Consider the following 23728-nt stretch of genomic DNA (forward strand, 5'->3'; position numbering starts at 1 on the left):
CGGCATGGGTGCAGGGATCGGGCAAAGGGTGTTAAATAGCGCCATGTCAACAAGCGGGATGCGGATGCCATGACTTCCAGGATCACTTCTTCGATGTTTTCTTCCGAAGACATGTTGAACGTGTTTTCGGATGAGGCCACCGTCCAGCGCATGCTCGACGTCGAGGCCGCGTTGGCGCGTGCAGAGGCGCAGCAGGGTGTAATACCGGCTTCCGCCGTGGCGGCGATCGTCGGCTGCTGCGATGCGGCGCTGATCGACATGTCCTCGTTGATGAAAGCGGCGCGGCCGGCGGGGAATCTCGCGATTCCGCTGGTCAGGCAACTGACCGACCTCGTGGCTGCGCGCGACGCGGAAGCGGCGAAGTACGTGCATTGGGGCGCGACCAGCCAGGACATCATCGACACCGGCATGGTCCTGCAGTTGCGCGAGGCGCTGCGCCTGATCGATGCGGACCTCGGCAGGCTGGCCGGCGCGCTGGCGGATCTGGCCGGGCAGCATCGCCACACACAGATGGCAGGGCGTACCTGGATGCAGCACGCGCTGCCGATTACCTTCGGCCTGAAGGTTGCTGGATGGCTCGATGCGCTGCTGCGCCACCGCGAACGGCTGGACGGATTGCGCGGGCGCGCCCTTGCACTGCAGTTCGGCGGCGCTGCCGGCACGCTCGCCAGCCTCGGCGACAAGGGCTTGCCCGTAGCGGCAGAGCTTGCCCGCGACCTCGCACTTGCCTTGCCCGACACGCCATGGCATGCGCATGGCGACCGCTTCGCGGAAGTCGCATGCGCCATGGGCCTGTTGACCGGCACGCTGGGCAAGGTGGCGCGCGACATTTCTCTGCTCATGCAGACCGACGTGGCCGAAGTATCCGAGCCGATTGCTGCTGGCAGAGGGGGATCGTCAACGATGCCCCACAAGCGTAATCCGGTCGGCTGCGCGGTGGCATTGACGGCGGCATCGCGGGTCCCGGCACTGGTTTCCACGATGCTGTCCGCGATGGTGCAGGAGCATGAACGCGCGCTCGGCGGCTGGCAGGCGCAGTGGGATACGCTGCCGGAAATCATGCGGCTTGCCGCCGGCGCACTGGAGCAGATGCACGGCGTCGCGGCGGGACTCACGGTTGATGCGGCGCGCATGCAGCGCAACCTCGAGGCGACGCGCGGCCTGCTCATGGCGGAAGCGGTGACACTGGCGCTGGGCGGCAGTCTGGGCCGGATGCAGGCACATCAGCTGATGGAGCGCGCCTGCAATCAGGCGAGCAGCACTGGAATGCATTTGCGCGACGTGCTGAAAAACGATACGGCCGTTCGCGCGGCGTTGTCGGACGCGGATATCGACAGGCTGCTCGACCCGGCCGGCTATACAGGCGAAGCAGAAAGTTTCATTGAACGCGTCCTGCACACGCATCGCGAGCGCGAGGCAGGCAAACACTGACGGAGACCCTCATGCCATTCATGAAAGCTGCAGGTGTGCGCCTGCATTATCAGGTCGAAGGCCGCGAAGGCGCGCCCTGGCTGGTGTTGTCGAATTCGCTCGGCACCACGCTTGAGATGTGGGCGCCGCAGATGCCCGCCTTGCTGGAGCATTTTCGCGTAGTGCGTTATGACACGCGCGGGCATGGCGAGTCGAGTGCGCCGGCGGGCCCATATTCCATCTCGCAGCTCGGCAACGACGTCGTCGCGCTGCTGGACCACCTTGGCATCGCGCGTGCGCATTTCTGCGGCCTGTCGATGGGCGGCATGACCGGCATCTGGCTCGGCATCCATCAGCCACAGCGCATCGACCGCCTCGTTCTGTGCAACACGGCGGCGCAGATCGGCAGCGCCGATACCTGGAACACGCGCATCGAGAAAGTGAAGCAGGAAGGCGTCGGCGCCGTCGTCCCGACAGTCATCGACAGGTGGTTCACCAGCGACTTCCAGCGCGCCGCACCGGAACAGGTGAACATCGTGCGCGACATGCTGCTGCGGACTTCTCCCGAAGGTTACGTTGCCAATTGCGCCGCGGTGCGCGACATGGACGAACGGGCAGGGCTGGGCCGCATCACCGCGCCGACGCTCGTCATTGCCGGCAAGTTCGATACCTCGACGCCGCCCGGGGACGGCAAGTTCGTCGCCGACAGCATTCCGGATGCGCGCTTCGTCGAGTTGAACACGGCGCATCTCTCGAACTGGGAGGCTGCGGAGGAGTTTTCAAGCAACGTGGTCAATTTCCTGCGCCGGGACTGACATGGACGAGAAACAGCGCTACGACAATGGAATGGCAATGCGCCGCGCAGTGCTCGGTGATGCCCATGTGGATCGCGCCGAGGCGAATCGCAGTGAGCTGACCACCGATTTCCAGGATCTCATCACGCGCTATGCATGGGGCGAAATCTGGACGCGGCCGAGCTTGCCGCGCCACACGCGCAGCCTGCTGACCATCATGGCGATGGTGGCATTGAATCGCGAGGAAGAACTTGCGCTCCACCTGCGCGCAGCGGCGAACAACGGCGTGACCCGCGATGAAATCAAGGAGGTACTGCTGCAGGCGGCGATCTATTGCGGTGTGCCGGCGGCGAATGCGGCCTTCCGCCTTGCGCAGGAAGTGTTCGGGAAAATCGACCAGGGTACGACCTGAAGTGACGTCGCCCTGTCATGCGGCGCGACGAATCGCGACAGGCTGACCAAGGAGGAAGCAAGATGCATCACAAATCGCACCGCGCAGACTGGCATGGTTCGCGCGTGCATGGGCGCCGGGGGCTGCCATGCTAGGTAACTTCATCGGCGTGCTCTTCGACGGCATTGCCTACGGAAGCCTGCTGTTCCTGATCAGCGTCGGCCTGTCGGTCACCATGGGCCTGATGAATTTCGTCAACCTGGCGCACGGCGCGTTTGCGATGCTGGGCGGTTATACCAGCGTCGTGCTGATGAACCGCCTGGGCGTCCCCTTCCTGCTTTCATTGCCCCTGGCCTTTCTCGCCAGCGCCGCGCTCGGCTTCGTGCTGGAGCGCCTCCTGTATCGCCGTCTCTACAAGGCCAGCCATCTCGACCAGGTGCTGTTTTCGATCGGCCTGACCTTCGTCGCCGTAGCCGGTGCCACCTGGGTCTGGGGCCCGACGCAGCAACCCGTGGTATTGCCCGCGTGGCTGCGCGGGCAAGTGTCGCTGCTCGGTCTTGACCTTGGCGCATACCGGATCTTCCTGATCGGTGTCGTCGTCATCATCACGCTCGCGCTTGGCGCCCTGATCGAGCGTACACGTTTTGGTGCGCAGATCCGTGCTTCGGTGGATAACCAGCAGGCGTCTGCCGGACTCGGCATAAACGTGAGCCGCGTCTTCAGCCTGACCTTCGCGCTGGGTTCTGGACTGGCAGGGCTGGGCGGCGGGCTCGGTATCGACGTGCTGGGCCTCGATCCTACTTTCCCGATCAAGTTCATGGTGTACTTCCTGCTGGTGGTCGCGGTCGGCGGCGCCGGTACCATCAAGGGGCCGCTCGTTGCCGCGCTGATCCTTGGCGTGTTCGATGTCGCCGGCAAGTATTACGTGCCGGAAGTCGGTGCCTTCGTGATTTACGCGCTGATGGTGGTCCTGCTGATCCTGTTTCCCTCCGGCTTGCTGGGGAGGCGCACATGAAGCCTTCGACCTTGTCCGCCATGCTTGCCGCGCCGCCCGTATCAAGACCGAGCGCGCGGCTGCCGCACGACCGTTGGCGGCCCTTGGAAATCGTCTTCTGGCTGTTGCCGCTGGCCGCCTATTTCGTGTTTCCGAATTACCTCGTGCTGATCAGCCAGATCATGATCACTGGACTGTTCGCGCTCTCGCTCGACCTCATCCTCGGTTACGCAGGCATTGTCTCGCTCGGCCATGCCGCCTTCTTCGGCCTCGGCGCCTATACCGCAGGCCTGCTGTCGGTGCATGGATGGAGCGAGCCATTGAGCGGCCTGCTGGCGGCAGGGCTGGTCGCCGGCGTTCTCGGATTCTGCGTCAGCTTTCTTGTCGTTCGTGGTCAAGATCTCACGCGCCTCATGGTGACGCTGGGTATCGTCTTCATGTGTTATGAAGCGGCCAACAAGGCAGCCTTCATCACCGGCGGCGTGGACGGCCTGCAGGGCATGGTCGCCGGCAAGCTCTTTGGCTCCTTCGAATTCGACCTGTACGGCAAGACAGCCTTCTTCTACAGTTTCGCGGTGCTGTTCCTGCTGTTTGTGCTATTGCGCAGGCTGGTCAATTCGCCTTTCGGTTTGAGCCTGATCGGCATCCGCGAGGGCGGCCAGCGCATGCCGGCGATCGGCGCCAACGTCAATCAGCGCCTGACGGTCGCGTTCACGATCGGCGCGGCGCTGGCGGGCATCGCGGGCGCGTTGCTGGCGCAGACCACGCAATTCGTCGGCCTCGACAGCCTGAGCTTCACGCGCTCGGCGGAGCTGCTGATCATGCTGGTGCTCGGCGGTACCGGCCGCCTGTACGGCGCGCTGGTCGGTGCCGCGATTTTCATGCTGGCGCAGGATTACATTTCCGGCCTGAACCCGGCCTACTGGCAGTTCTGGATCGGCCTGTTGCTGATGGCGATCGTGCTGTTCGCGCGCGGCGGCATCCTGGGCGGACTGGAAAAGATCCGCGACAGGATCAGGCCCGCAGCGGGAGGAAAACCATGAGCGCCATGACGCTTCGCACCGAGGCATTGTGCAAGAACTGGGGCGGCTTCCGCGCCAACAGCGACATCAGCCTTACGTTCGCGCCCGGCGCGCGGCACGCGCTGATCGGACCGAACGGTGCCGGCAAGACCACCTTCATCAACCTGCTGACGGGCTTTTTCGCGCCGAGCAGCGGCAAGGTGTTCTTCGGCGACGACGACATCACCGCATTGCCGCAGCATCAGCGTGTCAAGCGCGGCATGACACGCACCTTCCAGATCAACACGCTGTTCGCCGGCCTTACCGTGCTGGAATCCGTAGTGCTGGCCATCTGCGAGCGCAAGGGCCTGCAATTCAGGTGGACCAGGACCGTCGCGCAGCAGCATGACGAGATCGCGGAAGCAATGGCCTTGCTCGCATCGCTCAAGCTCGACCGCGATGCCGATACGGTCACCCGCAACCTGCCCTATGGCAAGCAGCGCCTGGTCGAAATGGCACTCGCGCTGGCCACGAAGCCGAAGGTGCTGCTGCTCGATGAACCGGCGGCAGGCATTCCCTCCGCCGAGAGCGCGGAACTGTTCGAGGTCATCGCGCGCTTGCCGCGCGATGTCACGATCCTTTTCATCGAACATGACATGGGGTTGGTGTTCCGCTTCGCCGAGCGCATCACAGTCCTGGTCGGCGGCAAGGTGCTCACCGAAGGTACGCCGGCAGAAATTGCGGCGGATGCGCGCGTACGGGAAGTCTATCTGGGAGAGGCTGAGCATGGCTGAGCTGCTTGTGCTGGACAAGGTGCGCGCCGGTTATGGCGACTCGGTTGTGCTGGAAGATATTTCGTTCGCAATGCAGGAGGGCGACAGCCTTGCGCTGCTCGGCCGCAACGGCGTGGGCAAGACCAGCCTGCTGGTGACCTTGATGGGTCTTGCGCAGATGCATGGGGGCGCGATCCGCTGGCGGGGTGCCGACATCGCACGCATGCCGACGCACGAGCGCGCGCACGCCGGCCTTGGATGGGTGCCGCAGGAACGCTTCATGTTCCCGTCGCTGACGGTGGAAGAGCACCTGACCGTGGTGGCGAGGCCGGGCGAATGGACATTGCAGAAGGTGTACGACATCTTCCCGCGCCTGAAGGAGCGGCGCGCCAACATGGGCAACCAGCTCTCGGGCGGCGAGCAGCAGATGCTCGCCATCGCGCGCGCACTGATGGTCAATCCAAGGCTCTTGCTGCTCGACGAACCGATGGAAGGGCTGGCGCCGATCATCGTGCAGGAACTGATGCGCGTGATCCGCAAGCTGGTGCAGGATGGCGGCATGTCGGTCATCGTGGTGGAACAGCATGCGCGGCTGGCGCTATCGCTCACCGAACGCGCGATTGTGCTCGATCGCGGCCGGATCGTGCATCAGTCGGACAGCGAGTCCCTCATGAACGATCCGGAAATGCTGAACCGGCTGGTTGCTGTGGCGTGAGATTGCTCACAGGACCAGCGGCCCCAGCGCGCCAACCGTGACGGTCAGCAGGCCAAGAATCAGGTTGATGCCGATCAGTTTGCGGATTTGCCCAAGCGCCGCGCCGGCCGCTGGCCAGTCGCGCACCGCCACCATTTGCCTGAGTTCGTCGTAGGGTGCGTAGACGATGTAGACGAAAATCACCATCATGAGCGACCCGCTCGCGAACATGGTGATCACATGCAGAGGCGGCTTGCCGATTTTCGCCATCATGAACAGGCCGCTGCCCAAAAGCAGCGCCACCGCTGCCCAGACCCACGGAAAGAATTTCCCGAAGACGCCTTCCCAGAGCGGTAGCCTCTGCTCGGGCGAGAGACGCGTTGCCGCTATCGGTCGCAAGGCCATGTAGGCGAAAAACATGCCGCCAATCCACACGATGAACCCGAGGATGTGAAGATATTTTGCGAAAATCATGACCGGTCCTGTTGTGAATGCGTGGGCGAGATTGTAAGGCGGAACGCGATCTTCGTCCGGCGGCACGATGTCATTTCCGAAAGCCGGTAAGATCGCGGCATGGACAATCTCAGCCACTCCGTCGTCGGCCTTGCCGCCGGCGAACTGATTCATCGCAGCCTGCCGCGTGAAGCCGATGTTTCGCTTCATCGTGTGCGGCGCCGCCTGCTTCTGCTCGCCTGCTGGCTCGCCAGCAATTTCCCGGACCTCGATATCCTGCTTTCGCCGCTGCTGCCCGCGCCGCTCGGCTACCTGCTGCATCATCGCGGGCACACGCATACCGTGCTGTACGCAATTCCGCAGGCTTTGGTGCTTGCGGGATTGATGTGGCTGCTATGGCCGACTGCAAGAAGGCTCCTGCGTGAGAGCGGAAACGCTCGCACCGGATTCGCCCTTGCGCTGCTTGCCGGGTTCGGCTTGCACCTGCTGATGGATTACCTGAATTCCTATGGCATCCATCCATTCCACCCCTTCGATTCGCGCTGGCTGTACGGCGACATGGTGTTCATTCTCGAGCCGGTGTTCTGGGTCACGTTCGGCGTTGCGATGGCGATGACGCTTGAGCGCATTGTGCTGCGGTTTCTGTTTGTAGTACTGCTGCTCGGCGCGCCGCTGTATTTCACGGTGCACGCGTTTCTGCCCTGGACGGGATTCGCTGCATTGTGCGTGATCGCCGCGTTCCTCGGTGTGCTGCAGCATCGAGCGGGAGTGCAGGGCAGGCGTGCGCTAGTCGCAGCGTTCCTGTTGGGGCTCTGCTTCGTCGCTGGGCAGGGGTTCGCATCGCATCGAGCGCGCAATGAGATCACCGCACAACTTCACGCAAGGGATCCAGCAATCCGTGTTGTCGATGTGTCGCTGTCTTCGTTTCCAACCAACCCAGTGTGTTGGGCATTCGTGTCGGTGGAGAGCAACGAAGCGGCCGGCATGTATCGATTGCGTCGCGGCGTGTTCAGTTTGCTGCCGGGGATGATGCCGGTGGGTGGTTGCCCCGAAGGGTTTCTTGACGGAGCCATTCCTACGAACGGTGCGCGAGGTATTGCATTTGCGCAGGAGGTGAATGACAGCCTGGCGCAACTGCGCAATCTGGAGGAGTGCAATTGCCATTTCCGTGCATGGTTGCGCTTTGCGCGGGCGCCGATGTTCGATGCAGAATCGGCCAGCGATCTGCGTTTTTCATCCAGCCCGCGGGGCAATTTCACCACGCTCGATTTCGATGCATTCCGGCAGAAGGAGTGCCCGAAGCATGTTCCCGGTTGGGATTTTCCGAGAGCGGATTTGCTGGGGGGCGTGAAAAAATAAGAAGATTGGTGGGCTGGGGTGCAATGCCGGCATTGTTCAATCGGTTGGTGATGGCTGGGATTGCATCCCAGCCTACCGATTTGTACGACGAGAGTGCAGTCAGCCCAATGAACGGGTTTACTTCCCCGTATCCTTCATATCCGCAAACTTGTCGAATTCCACGTTGTACACCTCGCCGTTCACCTTCTCCACCTTGCGTACATAGACTGTCTGGATGATGTCGCGCGTCGCGGGGTCGATCGCGATCGGGCCGCGCGGGCTGGTGAACTTCATGGTCTTGAGCACGGCCATCGCCTTGTCGCCGTCAATCTTGCCGTTCAGCTTCTTCGCGGTTTCATAGATCGCGTGGATGCCGTCATAGGCGGCCACGGCCATGAAGTTGGGGCGTCCGGCGCCAGGATTGGCTTCCTTGAAGCTCTTCAGGAAGGCCTTGTTTTCAGGCGAGTCGTGCACAGCAGAGTAGTGGAAAGTGGTGATGACGCCGAGCACCGCATCGCCCATCGCGGGCAGTACGTGGTCGTCCGTCAGGTCGCCGGTGGCGATCACCTTGATGCCGGCTTCGGCCAGGCCGCGTTCGCGATATCCCTTCATGAAGGCAATGCCCTGTTCGCCGGCGGGGACGAAGATGAACACGGCCTCAGGTTTGGCGTCCTTGATGCGCTGGATGAAGGGCGCGAACTCGGGATTGCGCAACGGCACGCGGATCGATTCGATCACCTGCCCGCCACCGCCGAGGAAGTTGGTCTTGAACGCAGTCTCGGCATCGATGCCGGGGCCGTAGTCGGCCACGAGAGTGACCACCTTCCTCACGCCATTCTTGATGGCCCAGGTCGCCATCGGTCCGGAGACCTGCGGCAGCGTCATCGAAAAGCGGGCGATGTAATTCGACTTGGTGGTGATGACCGAGGTGGCGGCATTCATGATGACCATCGGCTTCTTCGCCTGCTCGGCGATCGGTGCCACCGCGAGCGCTTCCGGCGTCAGGCCGAAGCCGGCGAGGAAGTCCACCTTGTCGCGCACGACCAGTTCCTGCGCGAGGCGCTTCGCCACTTCCGGCACTGGACCAGTGGTGTCCTTGACGATGATTTCGATCTTCTTGCCAGCGACCTTGTCGCCATGCTGCTGCATGTAGGCCTTGATACCGCCTTCCATCTGCTTGCCGTAATCGGCGAACGGGCCGGAGAAGGGCGCGATCAGCCCGATCTTGATGCTGTCCTCGGCGAACGCGCCCGGCGCAATCGCCGCCAGCGCGCCGGCCGCAGCGATGGATGCCACGATTCTTGTCAGTGTCATGTCTTGTCTCCTATGGTGTCCGGGGAAGTCGAGTTCCCGCGTTCTTGTCGGCTGGGCTCGCCAGTCTCGAAATGATCATAGCCGAGAAAAAGTTCGCTCAGCAGATATTCGTGCGGTAACCGAACAGTTTACATGCTGCATGCTCACATAAAGAAATTCCAGGCGGATACAGGACAGGCATCGCGGCGCGCGGAGTTGCGATTATTCTATGCGCTCGTACGGCAGGCCGACGTAGTTTTCCGCAATGGTCGTGCGACCGGCATGCGACCCGGTGAAATAGTCCAGGTCCGCTAGCTGCATGCGCTGGGCGAAGGGATCGTCGGACAGTTTGTGCAGGAGGGTCGTCATCCACCAGGAAAAACGCTCGGCCTTCCAGATGCGGCGCAGGCAGATCTCGGAATACCGGTCGAGCATGTCGAGGCGATCATCATGAAAGGCCTTGCGCAGCAAATGGTACAGGGTGTACACGTCGCTCGCCGCGAGGTTGAGCCCCTTGGCACCGGTCGGTGGCACGATGTGCGCCGCGTCACCAACGAGAAACAGGCGGCCGAACTTCATCGGCTCGGCGACAAAACTGCGCAGCGGCGCGATGCTCTTTTCGATGGACGGACCGGTGGCCAGGCCGGCAGCCACATCTTCCGGCAGGCGGCGCCGCAGTTCGTTCCAGAAACGTTCGTCCGACCAGCCCTCGACCTTGTCTTCCTGCGTGACCTGCACGTAGTAGCGGCTCAGGTTATCGGAACGCATGCTGCACAGCGCGAAGCCGCGTTCATGGTTGGCGTAGATCAGTTCCGGCGCGACCGGCGGCGTGTAAGACAGCACACCGAGCCAGCCGAACGGATAGACCCGTTCGAAGCACCTGATCGCGTCCTGCGGCACCGATTTGCGCGACACACCGTGAAAGCCGTCGCAGCCGGCGATGTAGTCGCATTCAAGCTCCACGGCTTCGCCGTTCTTCACGAAACTCACGCGCGGCCGAGGGCCGTAGAAATCATGCAACTGTACGTCGTGCGCTTCGTAGATGCTGATGGCGCCGCTGGCCTTGCGGGCATCCATCAGGTCGTGCGTCACTTCGGTCTGTCCGTAGACCATCACGGTCTTGCCGCCGGTGAGGTTCTTGAGATCGATGCGCTCGCGGCGACCGGCGAATGAAATCGTGAAACCCTCATGCACATGGCCTTCGCGATCCATGCGCTGGCCGGCACCTGCTTCGCGGATCAGCCCCACCGCGCCTTGCTCCAGCACACCCGCCCGAATCCGGCTCAGCACATATTCGGGACTCTTCGCTTCCAGGATCACTGTGTCGATGCCCTGCAGGTGCAGCAATTGCCCGAGCAGCAGGCCGGATGGGCCGGCGCCGATGATGGCGACCTGTGTTTTCATGCTTGTCTCCTTGATGCTGTTCTTGTGCGTTCCGCTCAGGCTTCCGGTCCTACGCCCACCGGCGGTGGCGCGATGTTGGCGATGAGCGAAAAGAGCTTCTGCAGGTCTTCCTTGTCGTCGGTGCCTGCGAGCGGATTGTCATTGGCCTGGAAGGCTGCATTGATGTCGTCCCAATCGGCCGCGGTGAGGAACTGCAGCGCCGCCGGCAGCACCACGTCTTCTTCGAGGCGCATGTGCCCGTTGTAGAACTGCGCGTAGCGCTGCACAAGGGCCCTGAAATCCGGGAATGTCTTCATGCCATGAAATTCGAGCCGCGCCAGTGCGTGCTGCAATTCGAACACCATCTGATCGCCTCGCTGGTGCTCCGATTCGAGGTGGGAAAGTACGTCATCGACCTTGTCGGTACGCTGGTGCAGGCGGGCAAAAAGGTAGTTGTCTTCCTTCGGATGATGCACGCGGTCAGGATAGTCGCTGATATACAGCAGCATGGCGCGGAAGACCTTCGCGTCAGGCGCCTTGCCGCCCTCGTCGATGATCTGCACGAAGTACTCCATGCCACGGATGATGGCGCTCAGCAGATCGTGCTCTTGCTGGATCACGCGGATCGCAGGCTGGATGGGCGGCTGGCGCATCATGTGCCTCCTTCTAGCGCAATGGCACGGCACGATGGCCGTGGCCGGAACGAACGGCTTTGCTCAGATATCGAAGAACACCGTTTCATCTTCGCCCTGGATACGGATGTCGAAGCGATACACCACATCGCCATTGCGGTCCTCGCGACGCGCGACGAGCGTCTTGCGCCGCACTTCCCATTCGATGAGGTTCAGCACAGGGTCCTTCGCATTCCGTTCGGCTTCATCCGAAAAATACATACGCGTGTTCAGCCCGATGTTGATGCCGCGTGCCACGATCCAGAAGTTGATGTGAGGCGCCATTTCGCGGCCGTTGCGGCCCATCACGGGTCCCGGCTTGATGGTCTCGAAGCGGTATTCGCCCGTCTCGAAATCCGAGCAGGCGCGGCCCCAGCCGCGAAAGCTCTTGTCCAGTTCCTTGCCCTGAAGATCCGCAGGATGGTTGTAGCGTCCATCGGCGTTGGCCTGCCAGATCTCCAGCAGCACGTCGCGAAGCGGTGTGCCCGAGCCATCGATGACCGTGCCTTCGATCGCGATTCGCTCGCCCCTGGTCGCGGGACCTGCGAGCACATTCGTGAAATTTTTGTCGAAGATGTCGAAGCCGGCCTGGTTCGGCGCCAGCCCGATATGCACATACGGCCCGGCGGTCTGCGATGCGGTTTCCTTCAGTTGATGGCGCGGATCGAGCATCATTTCGCTCCCTGCAGAGGGTTTTCGAACAAGGTGGCGCGTGAACCGCGCAGGACGATATCGAAGCGGTAGGCGAGCGAGTCGAACTGCACCGCAGCGCTGCGGTCGAGCGGCGCGATCAGGCCGCGTATCGCTTCCTCGTTGTTGATCGACCTGAGGATGGGGCACGTGGCGATCAGCGGATCTCCCTCGAAGTACATCTGGGTGATGAGGCGCTGGGCCCAGCCGGAGCCGGACAGCGAGTAATGAATGTGCGAAGGGCGCCAATCGTTGACGCGATTGCGCCAGGGATAGGGACCGGGCTTGATGGTGCGGTAGAAGTAGTAGCCGTCGTCGTCGGTCAGCATGCGCCCGCAGCCGCCGAAATTGGGATCGATCGGTGCAATGTACTGATCCTTCTTGTGCCGGTAGCGGCCGCCGGCATTGGCCTGCCACACCTCCACCAGCGCATTGCGCACCGGACGGCCGAGTTCGTCACGTACGAAACCGTGGACGATGATGCGTTCGCCGATCGGCAGGCCATCCTTCGCGTAGTTGCGGATCAGGTCGTTGTCGAGCAGGCCGAGCTCCTCCGGACTGAATACCGGCCCGGTGATTTCGGACAGCGAGTTCTGTAGCGAAATCAGCGCATTCTTCGGCGAACGCAGCACGCTGGTCTTGTAGTCCGGCGTATAGGCCGGAGGGTGCACGCTGCGGTCGCGCTGCAGGAATTCGGCAGCCCGCTCCATCGATTTTTCCATCTCGTCTCCTCGGGATTTTCTGTATTGGCCTAATTTGGCCTAATTTATGTGGGAAAAATATTCATGTAAATTGAATTTATCAATGACAGGTGATAACGTCAGGTTATGGATAAAGACCTCTTTCAGAGCCGGATACGCCTGCGCCACCTGCACTGCTTCCTTGCCGTCGCGCAGGAGCGCAACCTGCGCAAGGCCGCCGAGCGGCTGCGCCTGAGCCAGCCGGCTGTATCGAAGACACTCGTTGAACTGGAGCAAATCGTTGGCGTTCGGTTGTTCGAGCGAAGCCGCCTCGGCGCGCAGCTTACGCGCGAGGGCGAAATCTTCCTCGCCCGGACAGTTCCGGCACTCGAAGCACTGGATGCGGTCGGCAATGCGCTCGAGACGCCCGGTGCACCGGCGGCCGAGTCCATCGTGATCGGCGTGCTGCCGAGCGTGGCGCCGGATCTCTTGCCAGCCGTACTTGTGGAGTACCAGCGAAACCATCCGGACGTGCGCATCACGGTCCAGACCGGGACCAATGCCATCTTGCTGCAGATGCTCAAGGCGGGAGAGATGGATTGCGTGCTGGGCCGCATGGCGGACCCGCAGATGATGGTGGGGCTGGTCTTTGAACTGCTCTACGTCGAACCGCTCAGGCTCTTTGTCCGTGCGGGCCATCCGCTCGCCGGGCGAAGCGCGCTGTCGCTCAGCGAAGTCATGGCGTTTCCCTTCATCGTACCGCTCAAAGGAACGATTCCGCGGCACAACACTGAAAGCTTCCTGCAGTCGCACGGCATGGCTTTGCCGCGGAACTGCATCGAGACCGTGTCCGTTTCGCTTGCCCGCGCGATCTGCCTGCAGTCCGACGCGGTGTGGTTCATCTCCGCAGGAGCGATCCACGATGAACTTGAGGCCCGCAGGTTTGCTCCATTGACTGTCGGGACGGAAGGCGCGGAGGAGCCGGTCGGGCTGCTGCATCGGAGCGAAGGTGCGCTCAGGCCGGCAGTGCGCGATTTCATGGTCCTGTTGCGTGCAGCCGGACGTCGCCGCTCCGCCGCCATCGCACGCTGAGCCGGCCTGATGGCCGGTCCATTGTTGAAAGCCTTGTTCCCTGCGGCAAGACTGTGGCACACTGCGCCCTGCAACGAAGTTGCCAATCAGTCCACAAACACGGCCCTCCGCCCGGACCCGACTGCGCGCGGCTACAATTGGGCGACTTCATCCAGGAGCATTCTTTTGAGTCTGACTAAAAACATGCCGTTCGAATGGCTGGTGGGCATGCGTTATACGCGCGCCGGCCGCCGCGGCGGAAGAAACAGTTTCATTTCCTTCATTTCGCTGATTTCCATGGCCGGCATTGCGCTCGGCGTCGCGGCGCTCATCGTGGTGCTGTCCGTCATGAACGGCTTCCAGAAAGAAGTGCGCGACCGCATGCTGTCGGTCCTCTCGCACATCGAGGTCTTCGATGCGTCGGGCAGCATGCCTGACTGGAAGGCCACGGCGAAGGAAGCCTTCCAGAACAAAGAGGTGATCGGCGCGGCACCGTATGTCGCGGCGCAGGCGATGCTGATCCGCGAGGACATCGTGCGCGGCGTCGTGATCCGGGGCATCCTGCCGGACGAAGAGCCGAAGGTGTCGGACGTTGCCTCGCAGATCAAGGAAGGCAGCTTCACCAGCCTGCAACCCGGCGAATTCAATATCATCCTCGGCAAGGAACTGGCGCGCGGCCTGCATGTTCACGTGGGCGACAAGGTCACGATGGTCGCGCCGCAGGGCCAGATCACGCCGGCCGGCGTGCTGCCACGACTGAAGCAGTTTACCGTCGGCGCCATCTTCGAGGCCGGACACAATGAATACGACTCGGGGCTGGCTTTCATCCACATTGACGATGCAATGCGCATGTTCAAGCTTGAGGCGCCGACCGGCCTGCGTCTTCGCATCAAGGACATGCAGCGCGCGCCGGAAGTGGCGCAGGAACTGTCGCACATCCTCAGCGGCAACCTGCTGATCCTCGACTGGTCGAAGCAGAACCGCACCTGGTTCGCCGCCGTGCAGACCGAAAAGCACATGATGTTCATCATCCTCACGCTGATCATTGCGGTCGCGGCATTCAACCTCGTCTCGACGCTGGTCATGACCGTCACCGACAAGCAGGCAGATATTGCTATCCTGCGCACCCTCGGCGCATCGCCGGGCTCGATCATGAAAATCTTCATGATCCAGGGCGGTCTGGTCGGCCTGTTCGGCACGGCCATCGGCGTCGGGCTCGGCGTAGTGGTGGCGTTGAACATCGATGTCATCGTGCCCTTCATCGAACACATTCTCGGCGTGCAATTCCTGTCGAAAGACATCTATCTAATCACCGAGCTGCCGTCCGACCTGCGCTGGCATGATGTCTGGATCATCGGCAGCGTTGCAGTAGTACTCGCCTTCCTGGCCACCCTGTATCCGAGCTGGCGCGCGGCGAACGTTCGCCCGGCCGAGGCATTGCGTTATGAATAAGGAAAAACGATGAAACTGGTCGGCCTGTTTGATTCCCCTTACGTCCGCCGCGTGGCGGTCTCCCTGCGCCTGTACGGCTTCGACTTCGAGCATGTCGCGCTCTCGGTCTTTCGCAATCAGGACGAAATGCGCCAGATCAACCCGCTCCTGAAAGTGCCGATGCTGGTGCTCGATAGCGGAGAAAAGCTGGTCGAAAGCAGCTTCATCCTCGACTACCTCGATGGCGAAGTTGCGCCCGAAAAACGGCTGACACCCGCGTCCGGCGAAGCGCGCCGCAAGGTGCAGCAGCAGTGTGCGACCGCCTTGCTCGCCGTTGAAAAGGCGGTGCAGATTTACTACGAGACGACGCTGCGCCCGAAGGAATTTACCTATGCGCCGTGGGTGGTCCGTTGCACCGAGCAGATGCACATTGCCTTCGGCATGCTGGAAGCGCTGCCGCCGTCGCCGGCCGTATCGGGTGCGCCGCTCACCCAGGCCAACGTGACCACGGCCGTCGTCCTGCGCTTTGCACAATATGTGCTTCCTGCCGAGTTTCCGGCGGGCCGCTATCCGCAGCTGGAGAAGCTGTCAGCCTATTGTGAAAGCTTGCCTGCTTTCGCGCAGACCCCGCTGGAATGACGATGGAACAGATCGTATTGTCCTGCCGCGGCCTCGCGAAGACCTTCACGCAGGGAAAATATTCCGTCAATGTCCTCAAGGGCATCGACTTCGGCGTATCACGGGGAGAGCGGGTCGCGATCGTCGGCGCATCCGGCTCCGGCAAATCGACCTTGTTGCATCTGCTCGGCGGGCTGGATGTGCCAAGCGCCGGCAGCGTGAACTTGCTCGGCCAGGACTTCGCGAGCCTGAGCGAGAAGGCACGCGGAGACCTGCGCAACAGGTCTCTCGGCTTCGTGTATCAGTTCCATCACCTCTTGCCTGAATTTTCCGCACTGGATAACGTGGCCATGCCGCTGCTGATCAGGCGGCAGGCCCGCGACGAGGCGCGCGAAGCGGCGCGCCAGGTGCTTGCGCGCGTCGGCCTAGCCAATCGCGTCTCGCACGTGCCGGGCGAGCTGTCCGGCGGCGAGCGCCAGCGGGTCGCGCTGGCGCGCGCGCTGGTGACGCAGCCGGCCTGCGTGCTGGCGGACGAGCCGACAGGCAACCTTGATCGCGGTACCGCGCACCGGACGTTCGACCTGATGCTGGAACTGTCGCGCACGCTCGGCACCGCTTTCATCATTGTCACCCACGACATCGAACTGGCGCGGCATTGCGATCGCGTGCTGCGCCTGTCCGAGGATGGGCTGCATCCCTATGTGGATTGACACGCACTGCCATCTCGACGCAAACGAATTCGCGGGCGAGTCGGATATGGTCGCCGCGCGCGCCGCAGGCCGGCAGGTTTCCCGCATCGTGATCCCGACGGTGGATCGAAGCAACTTCACCGCCGTGCAGGAACTAGCGCGGCGGAACGCCAACTGCGCCTATGCGCTGGGCATTCATCCGATGTATGTGCCCGGGGCAAGCGAGGATGACCTGGCTGCATTGCGCGAAATGATTCGGCAGGCAATGGATGATCCATGCTTTGTGGCAGTGGGTGAGATCGGGCTCGATTTTTTCATCCCCGGCCTCGGCGAAGGTCCGGTGCGTGAAAGGCAGGAATTCTTCTTCAGCGAGCAGCTGAAAATCGCGCGCGACTTCGAGCTGCCGGTGCTGCTGCACATTCGGCGCGCGCAGGACACGATCCTCAAGTATCTTCGTCGTTTCTCCGTCCCTGGCGGCATCGCGCATGCTTTCAATGGCAGCCGCCAGCAGGCAGATGTATTCATCGGCTTGGGCTTCAAGCTCGGCTTCGGCGGCGCCATGACGTTTTCGCGCGCCTCGCGGATTCGCGCGCTTGCCGCCGAACTGCCGCAGGAAGCACTCGTTCTGGAAACCGACGCGCCGGACATTCCTCCAACCTGGATTCAGCATCAACGCAACAGCCCGGAGGAATTGCCTCGTATCGGACAGGCGCTGGCCGACTTGCGCGGCATTGCCGCCCAGTCGATCGCGCAAATCACCTCTGCCAACGCACGAAACGTGCTGCCAAGACTCGCCGCTTAGGAATGCGAAGCATCGCCATCGGTTTCGTCGCGGGCGCAGCCCTGTTGCAGCATCAGGCTGCCTTGCCGTCATCGGTCCTGCTTGCCCTGATGCTGGTGCTCGCGATCCTGGTTGCGCTGCGTATGGGCGACATCCGGAAAACGGCCTTGCATATCCCCTTGTTCGTTTCCTGCGGCCTGCTCGCCGGATTTGCATGGTCCGGCCTGTTCGCGCAGCATTACCTCGCGCATTCGCTCCCGAAGGAATGGGAGGGGCGGGATGTCACCGTGATCGGAACCGTCGACAGCCTGTCGTATCGCTTCGAGCAGGGCGTGCGTTTCAATTTCGCCGTCGAGCGCATCGTCGGTCCGGAAGGACAAACACCGGTAGTGCCGCCGCGCCTTGCCTTGTCCTGGTACTCCGCATTCCATTCCGACGACCTGCAGGGTGTCGGCGATGTGCAGCCCGGCGAGCGCTGGCAACTGACGGTGCGGCTGCGCAGGCCGCATGGCAATGCCAATCCGGACGTAAGGGTGAGTTAGCGTTCGAGAGCCCTGAAGGTAGAGTTGCTCGTATAATGGACAGGGTTTCCCGTAGTGCACTTGAATTTTCAAGAGCACTATTTTTTTAACTAATACTCTCGTATCCCATGAGTGAGGACGATTTTCCCGTCGCCGGAAAAGCGAGAAAGCTCACCCTCCCTAGCTTCGCTCTCACTGAAGTTTGCGAGGCGACTGATGAAGGCGCTGCGCGCATTTCTCTTCCGGTAGGCTTGAATGAAACGGCCTATTATGAACGACCGAAACTGACGGACAGTGGTCTGCGTGTAGATGGTAAGCCGAAGTGGAAATCCTCGCGATTCAATCTCTTTCCCATTGTGCTTTGTGCTACGGGCTTGCCATGGGTGGAAGCCACTATTTACATTCTCTTCAAGCTGGAAAATGCCATCGAACCGTCAATGTCAACCTTTAGCGGTATTGCAGATGACCTTGCTGCCTATCGAAGATTCCTTGACGACGAGGTTATTGAGTGGCGAAATTTCCCTGCTCAGAAATTGAATAGGCCTACCTATCGCTATAGCAGCCATTTGCGAACAGCCGTTTGTAACGGTGTGATAGCGTTATCGTCGGCCAAGCGTCGAATGGGTACTGTAGTTGCCTTTTATAACTGGATGAAGAGTGAAGGCATCCTCGATCCCGCGTATGCGCCGTGGAAAGAGTCGGATGTGTACATAAAGTTTACGGGCGGCCTCGGTTTCGAGTTCACGAAGCAGTTAATCACTACGGATGTTTCTATTAGAGTGCCGAAACAGAGTGATCCCTATGATGGCAGGATCGACGATGGTGGCAAACTTCGTCCTCTTTCGTTGAGCGAACAGCGACAGCTAGTGGAAGCGCTTTTCGTTCGGGGTAATACGGAGATGACATTAATCCATTTACTCGCATTGCTAACGGGCGCTCGTATTCAAACCGTCCTTACGTTTCGTGTTCGGCATGTTCGTGGCTTATCCGCTGAGCAGTTGAACGGTGATCCATCGTCTGAAATTCGCTGCCCAATCGGCCCTGGAACTGGAATCGATACAAAGATGAACAAGAGAATGTCGCTGCACATTCCACTTTGGTTTTTTCGGATGCTGCTCACTTACGTTAACAGCGACAGAGCACAGCGCCGACGCTCGTTGGCAGTTGGGGGGGACACGAATGAACAGTATCTATTCTTAAGCAAATACGGCGCTCCGTTGTATAGCAGCAAAGACGATATGCGCGTCTTTGATGAAACAAGTGATAGACGCCACCCAATTAAGGGGCAGTCTGTTCGAAAATTCATCTGCGATGCAGTCATCCCATATGTTCGCACCAAATACAACCCAACCTTCCGATACCAGTTTCACGACCTCCGTGCATCATTCGGTATGAACCTTACTGACAGGCAGCTCAAACTTGTAGAACAGAAAAAGAGAACCCTGAGTCAGGTGCGTGAGTTCGTAAAAGTTCGCATGGGTCATTCATCCGCAGCCACGACCGATCTCTACCTGCAGTTTCGAGGTAATCTCAATCATATTCAACATGTTACGGATGACCACGATGATCATCTGTGGAATTTGGCCGCGGAGGCCGGGCTACTTTGAATCAAGGCACTGCCAGATCGATTACGATCTTTGACGTTCCAATTGCGGAAAACATAGCCATTCTTAAGCCCGAACAGGTCGTCTTACGTTTCGCGCATACCGCGACATTCGACATCGGGGCATTATGTTTTCTACGGAGAGAATCAACCCCAAAAAATAGCGGGAAAGTCAGAAGGTCTACAGAAGGTCGCAAGGTCGTATTGTCCTCACTTTGTCCTCAACGTGTTGAACATGTTCACGCCCTCATTATTCACATCTCGAACGAGGTGCGTTTTGGTAAGCGACCTTTGACAATGCTCGAGGCCACTCGAAAAATCGCCATGTTCGTAAACTGGGCCGATGAAAACGGGCACTCTAGCTACTTTATCGATCCAGAGGCGACGCGCCGGGCAGTACGCGCATATGCGGCACATATTCGAGAACGTGTTGTAACCCATTCGATTTCGCTGCACGCTGGTGTGGCCCTGCAAAGAAGGATAATTACTCATCTCGGTGAGCTGCTCGGAATTGAGAACCTTGGCAGGGGCATCAATTTACTCCGCATGGATTTCAATACAGTCACGGCCACCGCGCCACCTTGCGAGATGAATCAGGCGCGGACTCTCGCGCTATGCGAAGCTCTATTCACTGGTCTATCCGGGTTAGTGTTGGATCGGAAACCATATCCTTTGGGAATATCGATGCCATTGCACCTAGCCTACCCGGAGGACACTATGTGGGTGTTTCCGAGTAATGTTTGGTGCATGCCGGCGTCAAATCTGGAGTCGAATGGTCGGAATTTTCGTAGGGGCGGCTTTGATTACCGCTCCGGTCGGCTGGTTACACGTGATGAAATCTTGGCTTCGGATAGAGTTGATCGAAAAAAAAGGGCCAATGGAGTTCTCAGCTTGGCGCAGAATGCATTGGATAGCGCGAACAGCGATCCTTACCATCGACATCGCCGATTCATGGGGATAGTTGCGCTCAATGCCTTCATTCACTTATTCCTGTCGCGGACCGGGATGAACTGGGCGCAGGCAGTTGACATGCAATGGTTCGGTAGTTATGGCGACACATCGAGCTCCATTCGGCAAAAATTCAGGAGCATCAAATTTCGAGCAGGAGGTAAGGAAGTTTATTATCAACTCCCCTTGAAATTTATGCCCCTTTTCAAGCGCTTCTTACAGCTACGCGAATACCTTCTGCAAGGCCACCCCGAGTTTGAAGGGCTATTCTTCAATTTGGGGATGAATTCAGCTGGGGCGCCAGGCAGGATCAAGTCCGCTATGCCAGGCATAAGCACTATGCTGCGACGAATTGATCCGTCGTTTGTCCAGATTAGATCTCGAGCATGGCGGGCAGCAAAGAGCGACTGGTTGATAACCCGAACTGACCTCTCAACCACAGCGCGACTATTGCAAAATTCAGAACGAACTGTCCTTAAATCCTATGCAGCTGGATCAGTCGAGTCACATCAAGTTGAAATGTCCGCATTTCTGGATGGGATCGTAATCTCCAGTTGTGAGGTGTTGGCAGATCGCAGCGTAAGTGCCGTCGGCGCATGTACGTCGCATGCCAATCCGAAAGAGGTTTCCGCCCTCAAGGCCGTGGTTGCGCCGAATTGCGAGAGTCCTGAGGCAGGGTGCCTCTTCTGCGACAAGTTCAGGATACATGCCGATGAAATTGACGTTCGCAAGTTGCTGAGTTGCCGGTATACCCTTGCTCGAACTTCACATCTAGCAGGGGTTCATTCCATTTCAGAGCCATTAATTAATCGCATCGAGCTCATTCTGGAAGAAGTGCGCCTCCGGGATAGTTTGCTAGTTCTTCGCATTACCAAGGAAGTAGAAGAGGGGGAGCTGGACCCATACTGGGCCAGTAAATACGATTTGTTACTTAAGCTGCGACTTGTTCATGACATTGACTAAATTCGAGGCGAAGCTCAACCTTCCGTTTGGTGTGCCCGCCCCGGAGGTCTACGATCTGCTACTAGGTCAGAGACCGGCGGACGATTTCATTATTAGTCGTAATCGAGATGGCGCCGTTGTATCTGTCTACGGTGATATGAAATGGAATGTTTCGGCATGGCACTCCGAAGGTAGGCTTTCAATACTAAATTTTGATTTTTGGCGTGCCGGCGCCCTTACGCCGCCCCGCGATCAGATATCCAAGGATGCCCGGTGGTTGATATTTTCACTGATCTGGCTCGGGGAGGAATGCCCCATTAGCATCACATCACTGCAGGGTTTCCTATCACTCATTCGTGCGCTTGCTTTGAATGCGGAGAATATCGCATGTTCCCTTGGAGAACTACTCTCTGACGAAAAGCGATTACGTGCGTTCGTGGATTCTCAGGGTTCGAGTCCGTGGAGAGGGGTGACAAAGCTATGCTCCTTGCTGTCTCGCTTGGTTCGAATAGGCGAGACGCAGTTAGGTTTTACTATCGTTGGCGACAAGTTTCGGAAGGTACTCCATGTGCAAAGCATCCAGGCGAAGGCACAAGATAAACAAACCCCGCCGATCCCCACTAAGATCTATTCATCAATTCTTTCATCCTTAATGGGAGAGTTGGATGAATGGGAACGCGTGGCACCCGAATGCTTGAAGCTATTACAGGATTGTGGCAAAGACTCTTATTACGGCAGACGAGGCACTGCACAAAGGATACGGGCCAATAGTTCGGGCTTAGTGCAGGCTAAGACCTCTCCGCAGTGGCCGGACGTAGCATCGCCGCGCGTTCGCTCTTATTTAAAGCGCAAGGGCGTTTCCGATAGTATTTCAGGTCTGGCAAGTATGGTGGTAGAGGTACAGGCGGTCACCAAGCTGATTATTCAGGCGTTCTCGGGGATGCGGGACAATGAAGCTCTTTCTTTGCCTTATGACTGCTCGTACACCATTGCGACTGGCGGAAGGACCCATTGCCTCATTCAAGGATGCACAACTAAGCTCTCGAAGGGACCCAAGGCCGTTCGTTGGGTGACAAATAAGGAGGGGCACCGCGCTATTGATCTTGCACAGCAAATTGCGACGACAATATACGCAGTCTATGGCACAACGGCGGTAGCTAAAAGGAAGGCTAGGACGATGATAAATAGCCGTCCTTTATTCGTGTCATTGGCTTATACGTCTCTCGGTGCGGCAAGGCGCCGGCCCTTAGCAGGCGAACATTTTTTTCCAGTAGATCTTAGTCTATGCAAGTTTGACCGGCTACTTTCACGGCTGCAGCCGATCATCAAGGATGAGCACCTAGTCGAACTCGAACAAATCGATGAACATCGAGCTTGGCGGTCAGAAGAAAAATTTCAACTGGGTCGCCCTTGGTCCTTGACGACGCATCAGTTTCGCCGGTCGTTGGCGTTATACGCACAGCGCTCGGGGCTAGTGACTCTGCCTTCACTTCGCCAGCAACTACAGCACATTACAGATGAAATGTCTCGTTATTATTCGCGTGGTTCTCAATACGCCAAAGACATATTTGATGACGGGACTGCAGACCCTGGCCACTTTAGCTTGGATTGGCAGTCGGCAACGGTCGAGTCGGAAACAATCAGCTATGTCATTAATGTCCTGCTTACGAACGACTCGCTGTTCGGAGGGCATGCGGCATTCGTGTCGCAGCGATTGCGTGGGCCTGACCGTATCGTTACTTCATCGACACGTGCCGAAACTGTGCGTATGTTTAAGAAGGGCCAATTACATTATCGAGAAACCCTTATTGGAGGATGTACAAGAAGCGATGAATGTGAGAGTCCTGCAGTGGACTGGATGAATTTGGATTGCATCAGTAACAATTGCGGCAACATGGTCGGCAATTTAAGCAGATTGGAGTCAGTGGTGAACGAACAAGCGCGGCTAGTGGGCACGCTATTGCCGACGTCGTTATTGTATAGGACAGAAAATGCGAACCTGAGCGTGCTGGTTAGAGCTCTTGAGAAAGCCCGGCAGGGGATTGAGGTATCTAAATGACTCAACCAACGCAAGCGCTCGCAGACTACTTTGATGCCCTAGCTCGCCTCAAGGCCGGCCAGCCATTAAGGGTGATGAAGGGGACGAAGATCACCAACGATGCGGTTGCTCTTGAAGCTGGTAGAGGTAAGGGCAGCATCAAGAAGTCGAGACAGGTATTCCAGCCCCTAATTCAGGCTATTGCAGTAGCGGCAACTGAGCAGTCTAGCAATTCGGTTGAACGCAAGAAGCAGACGCAGCTCGATAAGATAAAAGGTGCCGCGCACCAGTACCGAAAAGATCTAGAGGTGACCATGGCATCGCTTGTTGCGAGGCTATATGAAATACATGAGCTAAAGAAGAAAGTTCGTTCATTGGAAGAGGATGTTCAGGCCCTAACAGAACGACTTTCGCAGGTTTCAAGTTCGAAGGTGCGGCCTATTCATCGGAAATGAGTCTCGTAAGCGGAGTCGTGCTCCAAAACACCGCCCTATTTGTCTGAAATGATCTGTTGGCTGCTG

Annotated in this window: 24 protein-coding genes; 18 read left to right on the top strand and 6 right to left on the bottom strand. The window is 59.2% G+C overall.

The window, feature by feature from the left end:
- Window positions 1-69: 69 nt before the first annotated feature.
- From VJ698_RS22525 to VJ698_RS22555, 7 genes are all read left to right on the top strand, one after another.
- On the top strand, window positions 70-1431 hold the full coding sequence (locus VJ698_RS22525) for a 3-carboxy-cis,cis-muconate cycloisomerase (RefSeq protein WP_324105062.1): 1362 nt from the start codon (window positions 70-72) through the stop codon (window positions 1429-1431).
- 11 nt (window positions 1432-1442) lie between these two features.
- Window positions 1443-2225 carry a 3-oxoadipate enol-lactonase gene (gene pcaD / locus VJ698_RS22530; protein WP_324105063.1) on the top strand — a complete coding sequence of 261 codons (783 nt, stop codon included), beginning with the start codon at window positions 1443-1445 and terminating at the stop codon, window positions 2223-2225.
- 1 nt (window position 2226) lies between these two features.
- Window positions 2227-2616 (top strand): 4-carboxymuconolactone decarboxylase, encoded by a 390-nt coding sequence (gene pcaC / locus VJ698_RS22535; protein ID WP_324105064.1) that lies wholly within the window; start codon window positions 2227-2229, stop codon window positions 2614-2616.
- Window positions 2617-2743: 127 nt separating this feature from the next.
- Window positions 2744-3610, top strand: coding sequence for a branched-chain amino acid ABC transporter permease (locus VJ698_RS22540; protein WP_324105065.1), 867 nt, complete (start codon window positions 2744-2746; stop codon window positions 3608-3610).
- Complete coding sequence (locus VJ698_RS22545; protein ID WP_414691212.1) at window positions 3607-4632, top strand: branched-chain amino acid ABC transporter permease; 1026 nt, start codon at window positions 3607-3609, stop codon at window positions 4630-4632. Before VJ698_RS22540 ends, VJ698_RS22545 begins: the two co-directional genes overlap by 4 nt.
- Window positions 4629-5384 (top strand): ABC transporter ATP-binding protein, encoded by a 756-nt coding sequence (locus tag VJ698_RS22550; protein WP_324105066.1) that lies wholly within the window; start codon window positions 4629-4631, stop codon window positions 5382-5384. The genes VJ698_RS22545 and VJ698_RS22550 overlap by 4 nt, the downstream gene beginning before the upstream one ends.
- Window positions 5377-6078: an ABC transporter ATP-binding protein gene (locus tag VJ698_RS22555; RefSeq protein WP_324105067.1), complete on the top strand. Its 702-nt coding sequence runs from the start codon at window positions 5377-5379 to the stop codon at window positions 6076-6078. Before VJ698_RS22550 ends, VJ698_RS22555 begins: the two co-directional genes overlap by 8 nt.
- Before the next feature lie 6 nt (window positions 6079-6084).
- On the opposite strand, the gene VJ698_RS22560 is transcribed toward VJ698_RS22555, so the two are convergent.
- Complete coding sequence (locus VJ698_RS22560) at window positions 6085-6720, bottom strand: CopD family protein (protein ID WP_324105068.1); 636 nt, start codon at window positions 6718-6720, stop codon at window positions 6085-6087.
- Here VJ698_RS22560 and VJ698_RS22565 point away from each other — a divergent pair.
- Entirely contained in the window at window positions 6631-7869 is a 1239-nt protein-coding gene (locus tag VJ698_RS22565; protein WP_324105069.1) for a metal-dependent hydrolase, read from the top strand. The two genes, VJ698_RS22560 and VJ698_RS22565, sit on opposite strands and share 90 nt — an antisense overlap.
- Window positions 7870-7986: 117 nt before the next feature.
- Here the strand turns inward: VJ698_RS22565 and VJ698_RS22570 are convergent, their stop codons facing one another.
- The 5 genes from VJ698_RS22570 to pcaH form a co-directional block, all read right to left on the bottom strand.
- Window positions 7987-9162, bottom strand: coding sequence for an ABC transporter substrate-binding protein (locus tag VJ698_RS22570; RefSeq protein ID WP_324105070.1), 1176 nt, complete (start codon window positions 9160-9162; stop codon window positions 7987-7989).
- A 201-nt stretch (window positions 9163-9363) separates the two neighbouring features.
- Window positions 9364-10545, bottom strand: a complete 1182-nt coding sequence (gene pobA, locus VJ698_RS22575) for a 4-hydroxybenzoate 3-monooxygenase (protein ID WP_324105071.1) — start codon at window positions 10543-10545, stop codon at window positions 9364-9366.
- A gap of 35 nt (window positions 10546-10580) precedes the next feature.
- Window positions 10581-11180, bottom strand: a complete 600-nt coding sequence (locus tag VJ698_RS22580) for a hemerythrin domain-containing protein (RefSeq protein WP_324105072.1) — start codon at window positions 11178-11180, stop codon at window positions 10581-10583.
- Window positions 11181-11240: 60 nt separating this feature from the next.
- Window positions 11241-11870: a protocatechuate 3,4-dioxygenase subunit alpha gene (pcaG, locus tag VJ698_RS22585; protein ID WP_324105073.1), complete on the bottom strand. Its 630-nt coding sequence runs from the start codon at window positions 11868-11870 to the stop codon at window positions 11241-11243.
- Entirely contained in the window at window positions 11867-12607 is a 741-nt protein-coding gene (gene pcaH, locus VJ698_RS22590) for a protocatechuate 3,4-dioxygenase subunit beta (RefSeq protein WP_324105074.1), read from the bottom strand. Before pcaH ends, pcaG begins: the two co-directional genes overlap by 4 nt.
- 105 nt (window positions 12608-12712) lie before the next feature.
- Between pcaH and pcaQ the strand changes: the two genes are divergently transcribed.
- The 10 genes from pcaQ (at window position 12713) to VJ698_RS22640 (ending at window position 23662) form a co-directional block, all read left to right on the top strand.
- On the top strand, window positions 12713-13657 hold the full coding sequence (gene pcaQ / locus VJ698_RS22595) for a pca operon transcription factor PcaQ (protein WP_324105075.1): 945 nt from the start codon (window positions 12713-12715) through the stop codon (window positions 13655-13657).
- A 165-nt stretch (window positions 13658-13822) separates the two neighbouring features.
- The gene (locus VJ698_RS22600) at window positions 13823-15088 is read left to right on the top strand and encodes a lipoprotein-releasing ABC transporter permease subunit (RefSeq protein ID WP_324105076.1); all 1266 of its coding nucleotides are present in this window, start codon (window positions 13823-13825) and stop codon (window positions 15086-15088) included.
- 9 nt (window positions 15089-15097) lie between these two features.
- Entirely contained in the window at window positions 15098-15706 is a 609-nt protein-coding gene (locus VJ698_RS22605; protein WP_324105077.1) for a glutathione S-transferase family protein, read from the top strand.
- A 2-nt stretch (window positions 15707-15708) separates the two neighbouring features.
- Window positions 15709-16395, top strand: a complete 687-nt coding sequence (gene lolD, locus VJ698_RS22610; RefSeq protein WP_324105078.1) for a lipoprotein-releasing ABC transporter ATP-binding protein LolD — start codon at window positions 15709-15711, stop codon at window positions 16393-16395.
- Window positions 16385-17176, top strand: a complete 792-nt coding sequence (locus VJ698_RS22615; RefSeq protein WP_324105079.1) for a TatD family hydrolase — start codon at window positions 16385-16387, stop codon at window positions 17174-17176. Before lolD ends, VJ698_RS22615 begins: the two co-directional genes overlap by 11 nt.
- A gap of 2 nt (window positions 17177-17178) precedes the next feature.
- Window positions 17179-17697 carry a ComEC/Rec2 family competence protein gene (locus tag VJ698_RS22620; RefSeq protein WP_324105080.1) on the top strand — a complete coding sequence of 173 codons (519 nt, stop codon included), beginning with the start codon at window positions 17179-17181 and terminating at the stop codon, window positions 17695-17697.
- Window positions 17698-17804: 107 nt separating this feature from the next.
- Window positions 17805-19283, top strand: coding sequence for a site-specific integrase (locus tag VJ698_RS22625; RefSeq protein WP_324105081.1), 1479 nt, complete (start codon window positions 17805-17807; stop codon window positions 19281-19283).
- On the top strand, window positions 19280-21190 hold the full coding sequence (locus VJ698_RS22630; RefSeq protein ID WP_324105082.1) for a hypothetical protein: 1911 nt from the start codon (window positions 19280-19282) through the stop codon (window positions 21188-21190). Before VJ698_RS22625 ends, VJ698_RS22630 begins: the two co-directional genes overlap by 4 nt.
- The gene (locus VJ698_RS22635) at window positions 21177-23228 is read left to right on the top strand and encodes a hypothetical protein (protein WP_324105083.1); all 2052 of its coding nucleotides are present in this window, start codon (window positions 21177-21179) and stop codon (window positions 23226-23228) included. The genes VJ698_RS22630 and VJ698_RS22635 overlap by 14 nt, the downstream gene beginning before the upstream one ends.
- Entirely contained in the window at window positions 23225-23662 is a 438-nt protein-coding gene (locus VJ698_RS22640; protein WP_324105084.1) for a hypothetical protein, read from the top strand. Before VJ698_RS22635 ends, VJ698_RS22640 begins: the two co-directional genes overlap by 4 nt.
- Window positions 23663-23728: the final 66 nt, after the last annotated feature.

The organism is Noviherbaspirillum sp. (assembly GCF_035254685.1).
Classification (GTDB): domain Bacteria; phylum Pseudomonadota; class Gammaproteobacteria; order Burkholderiales; family Burkholderiaceae_D; genus Noviherbaspirillum.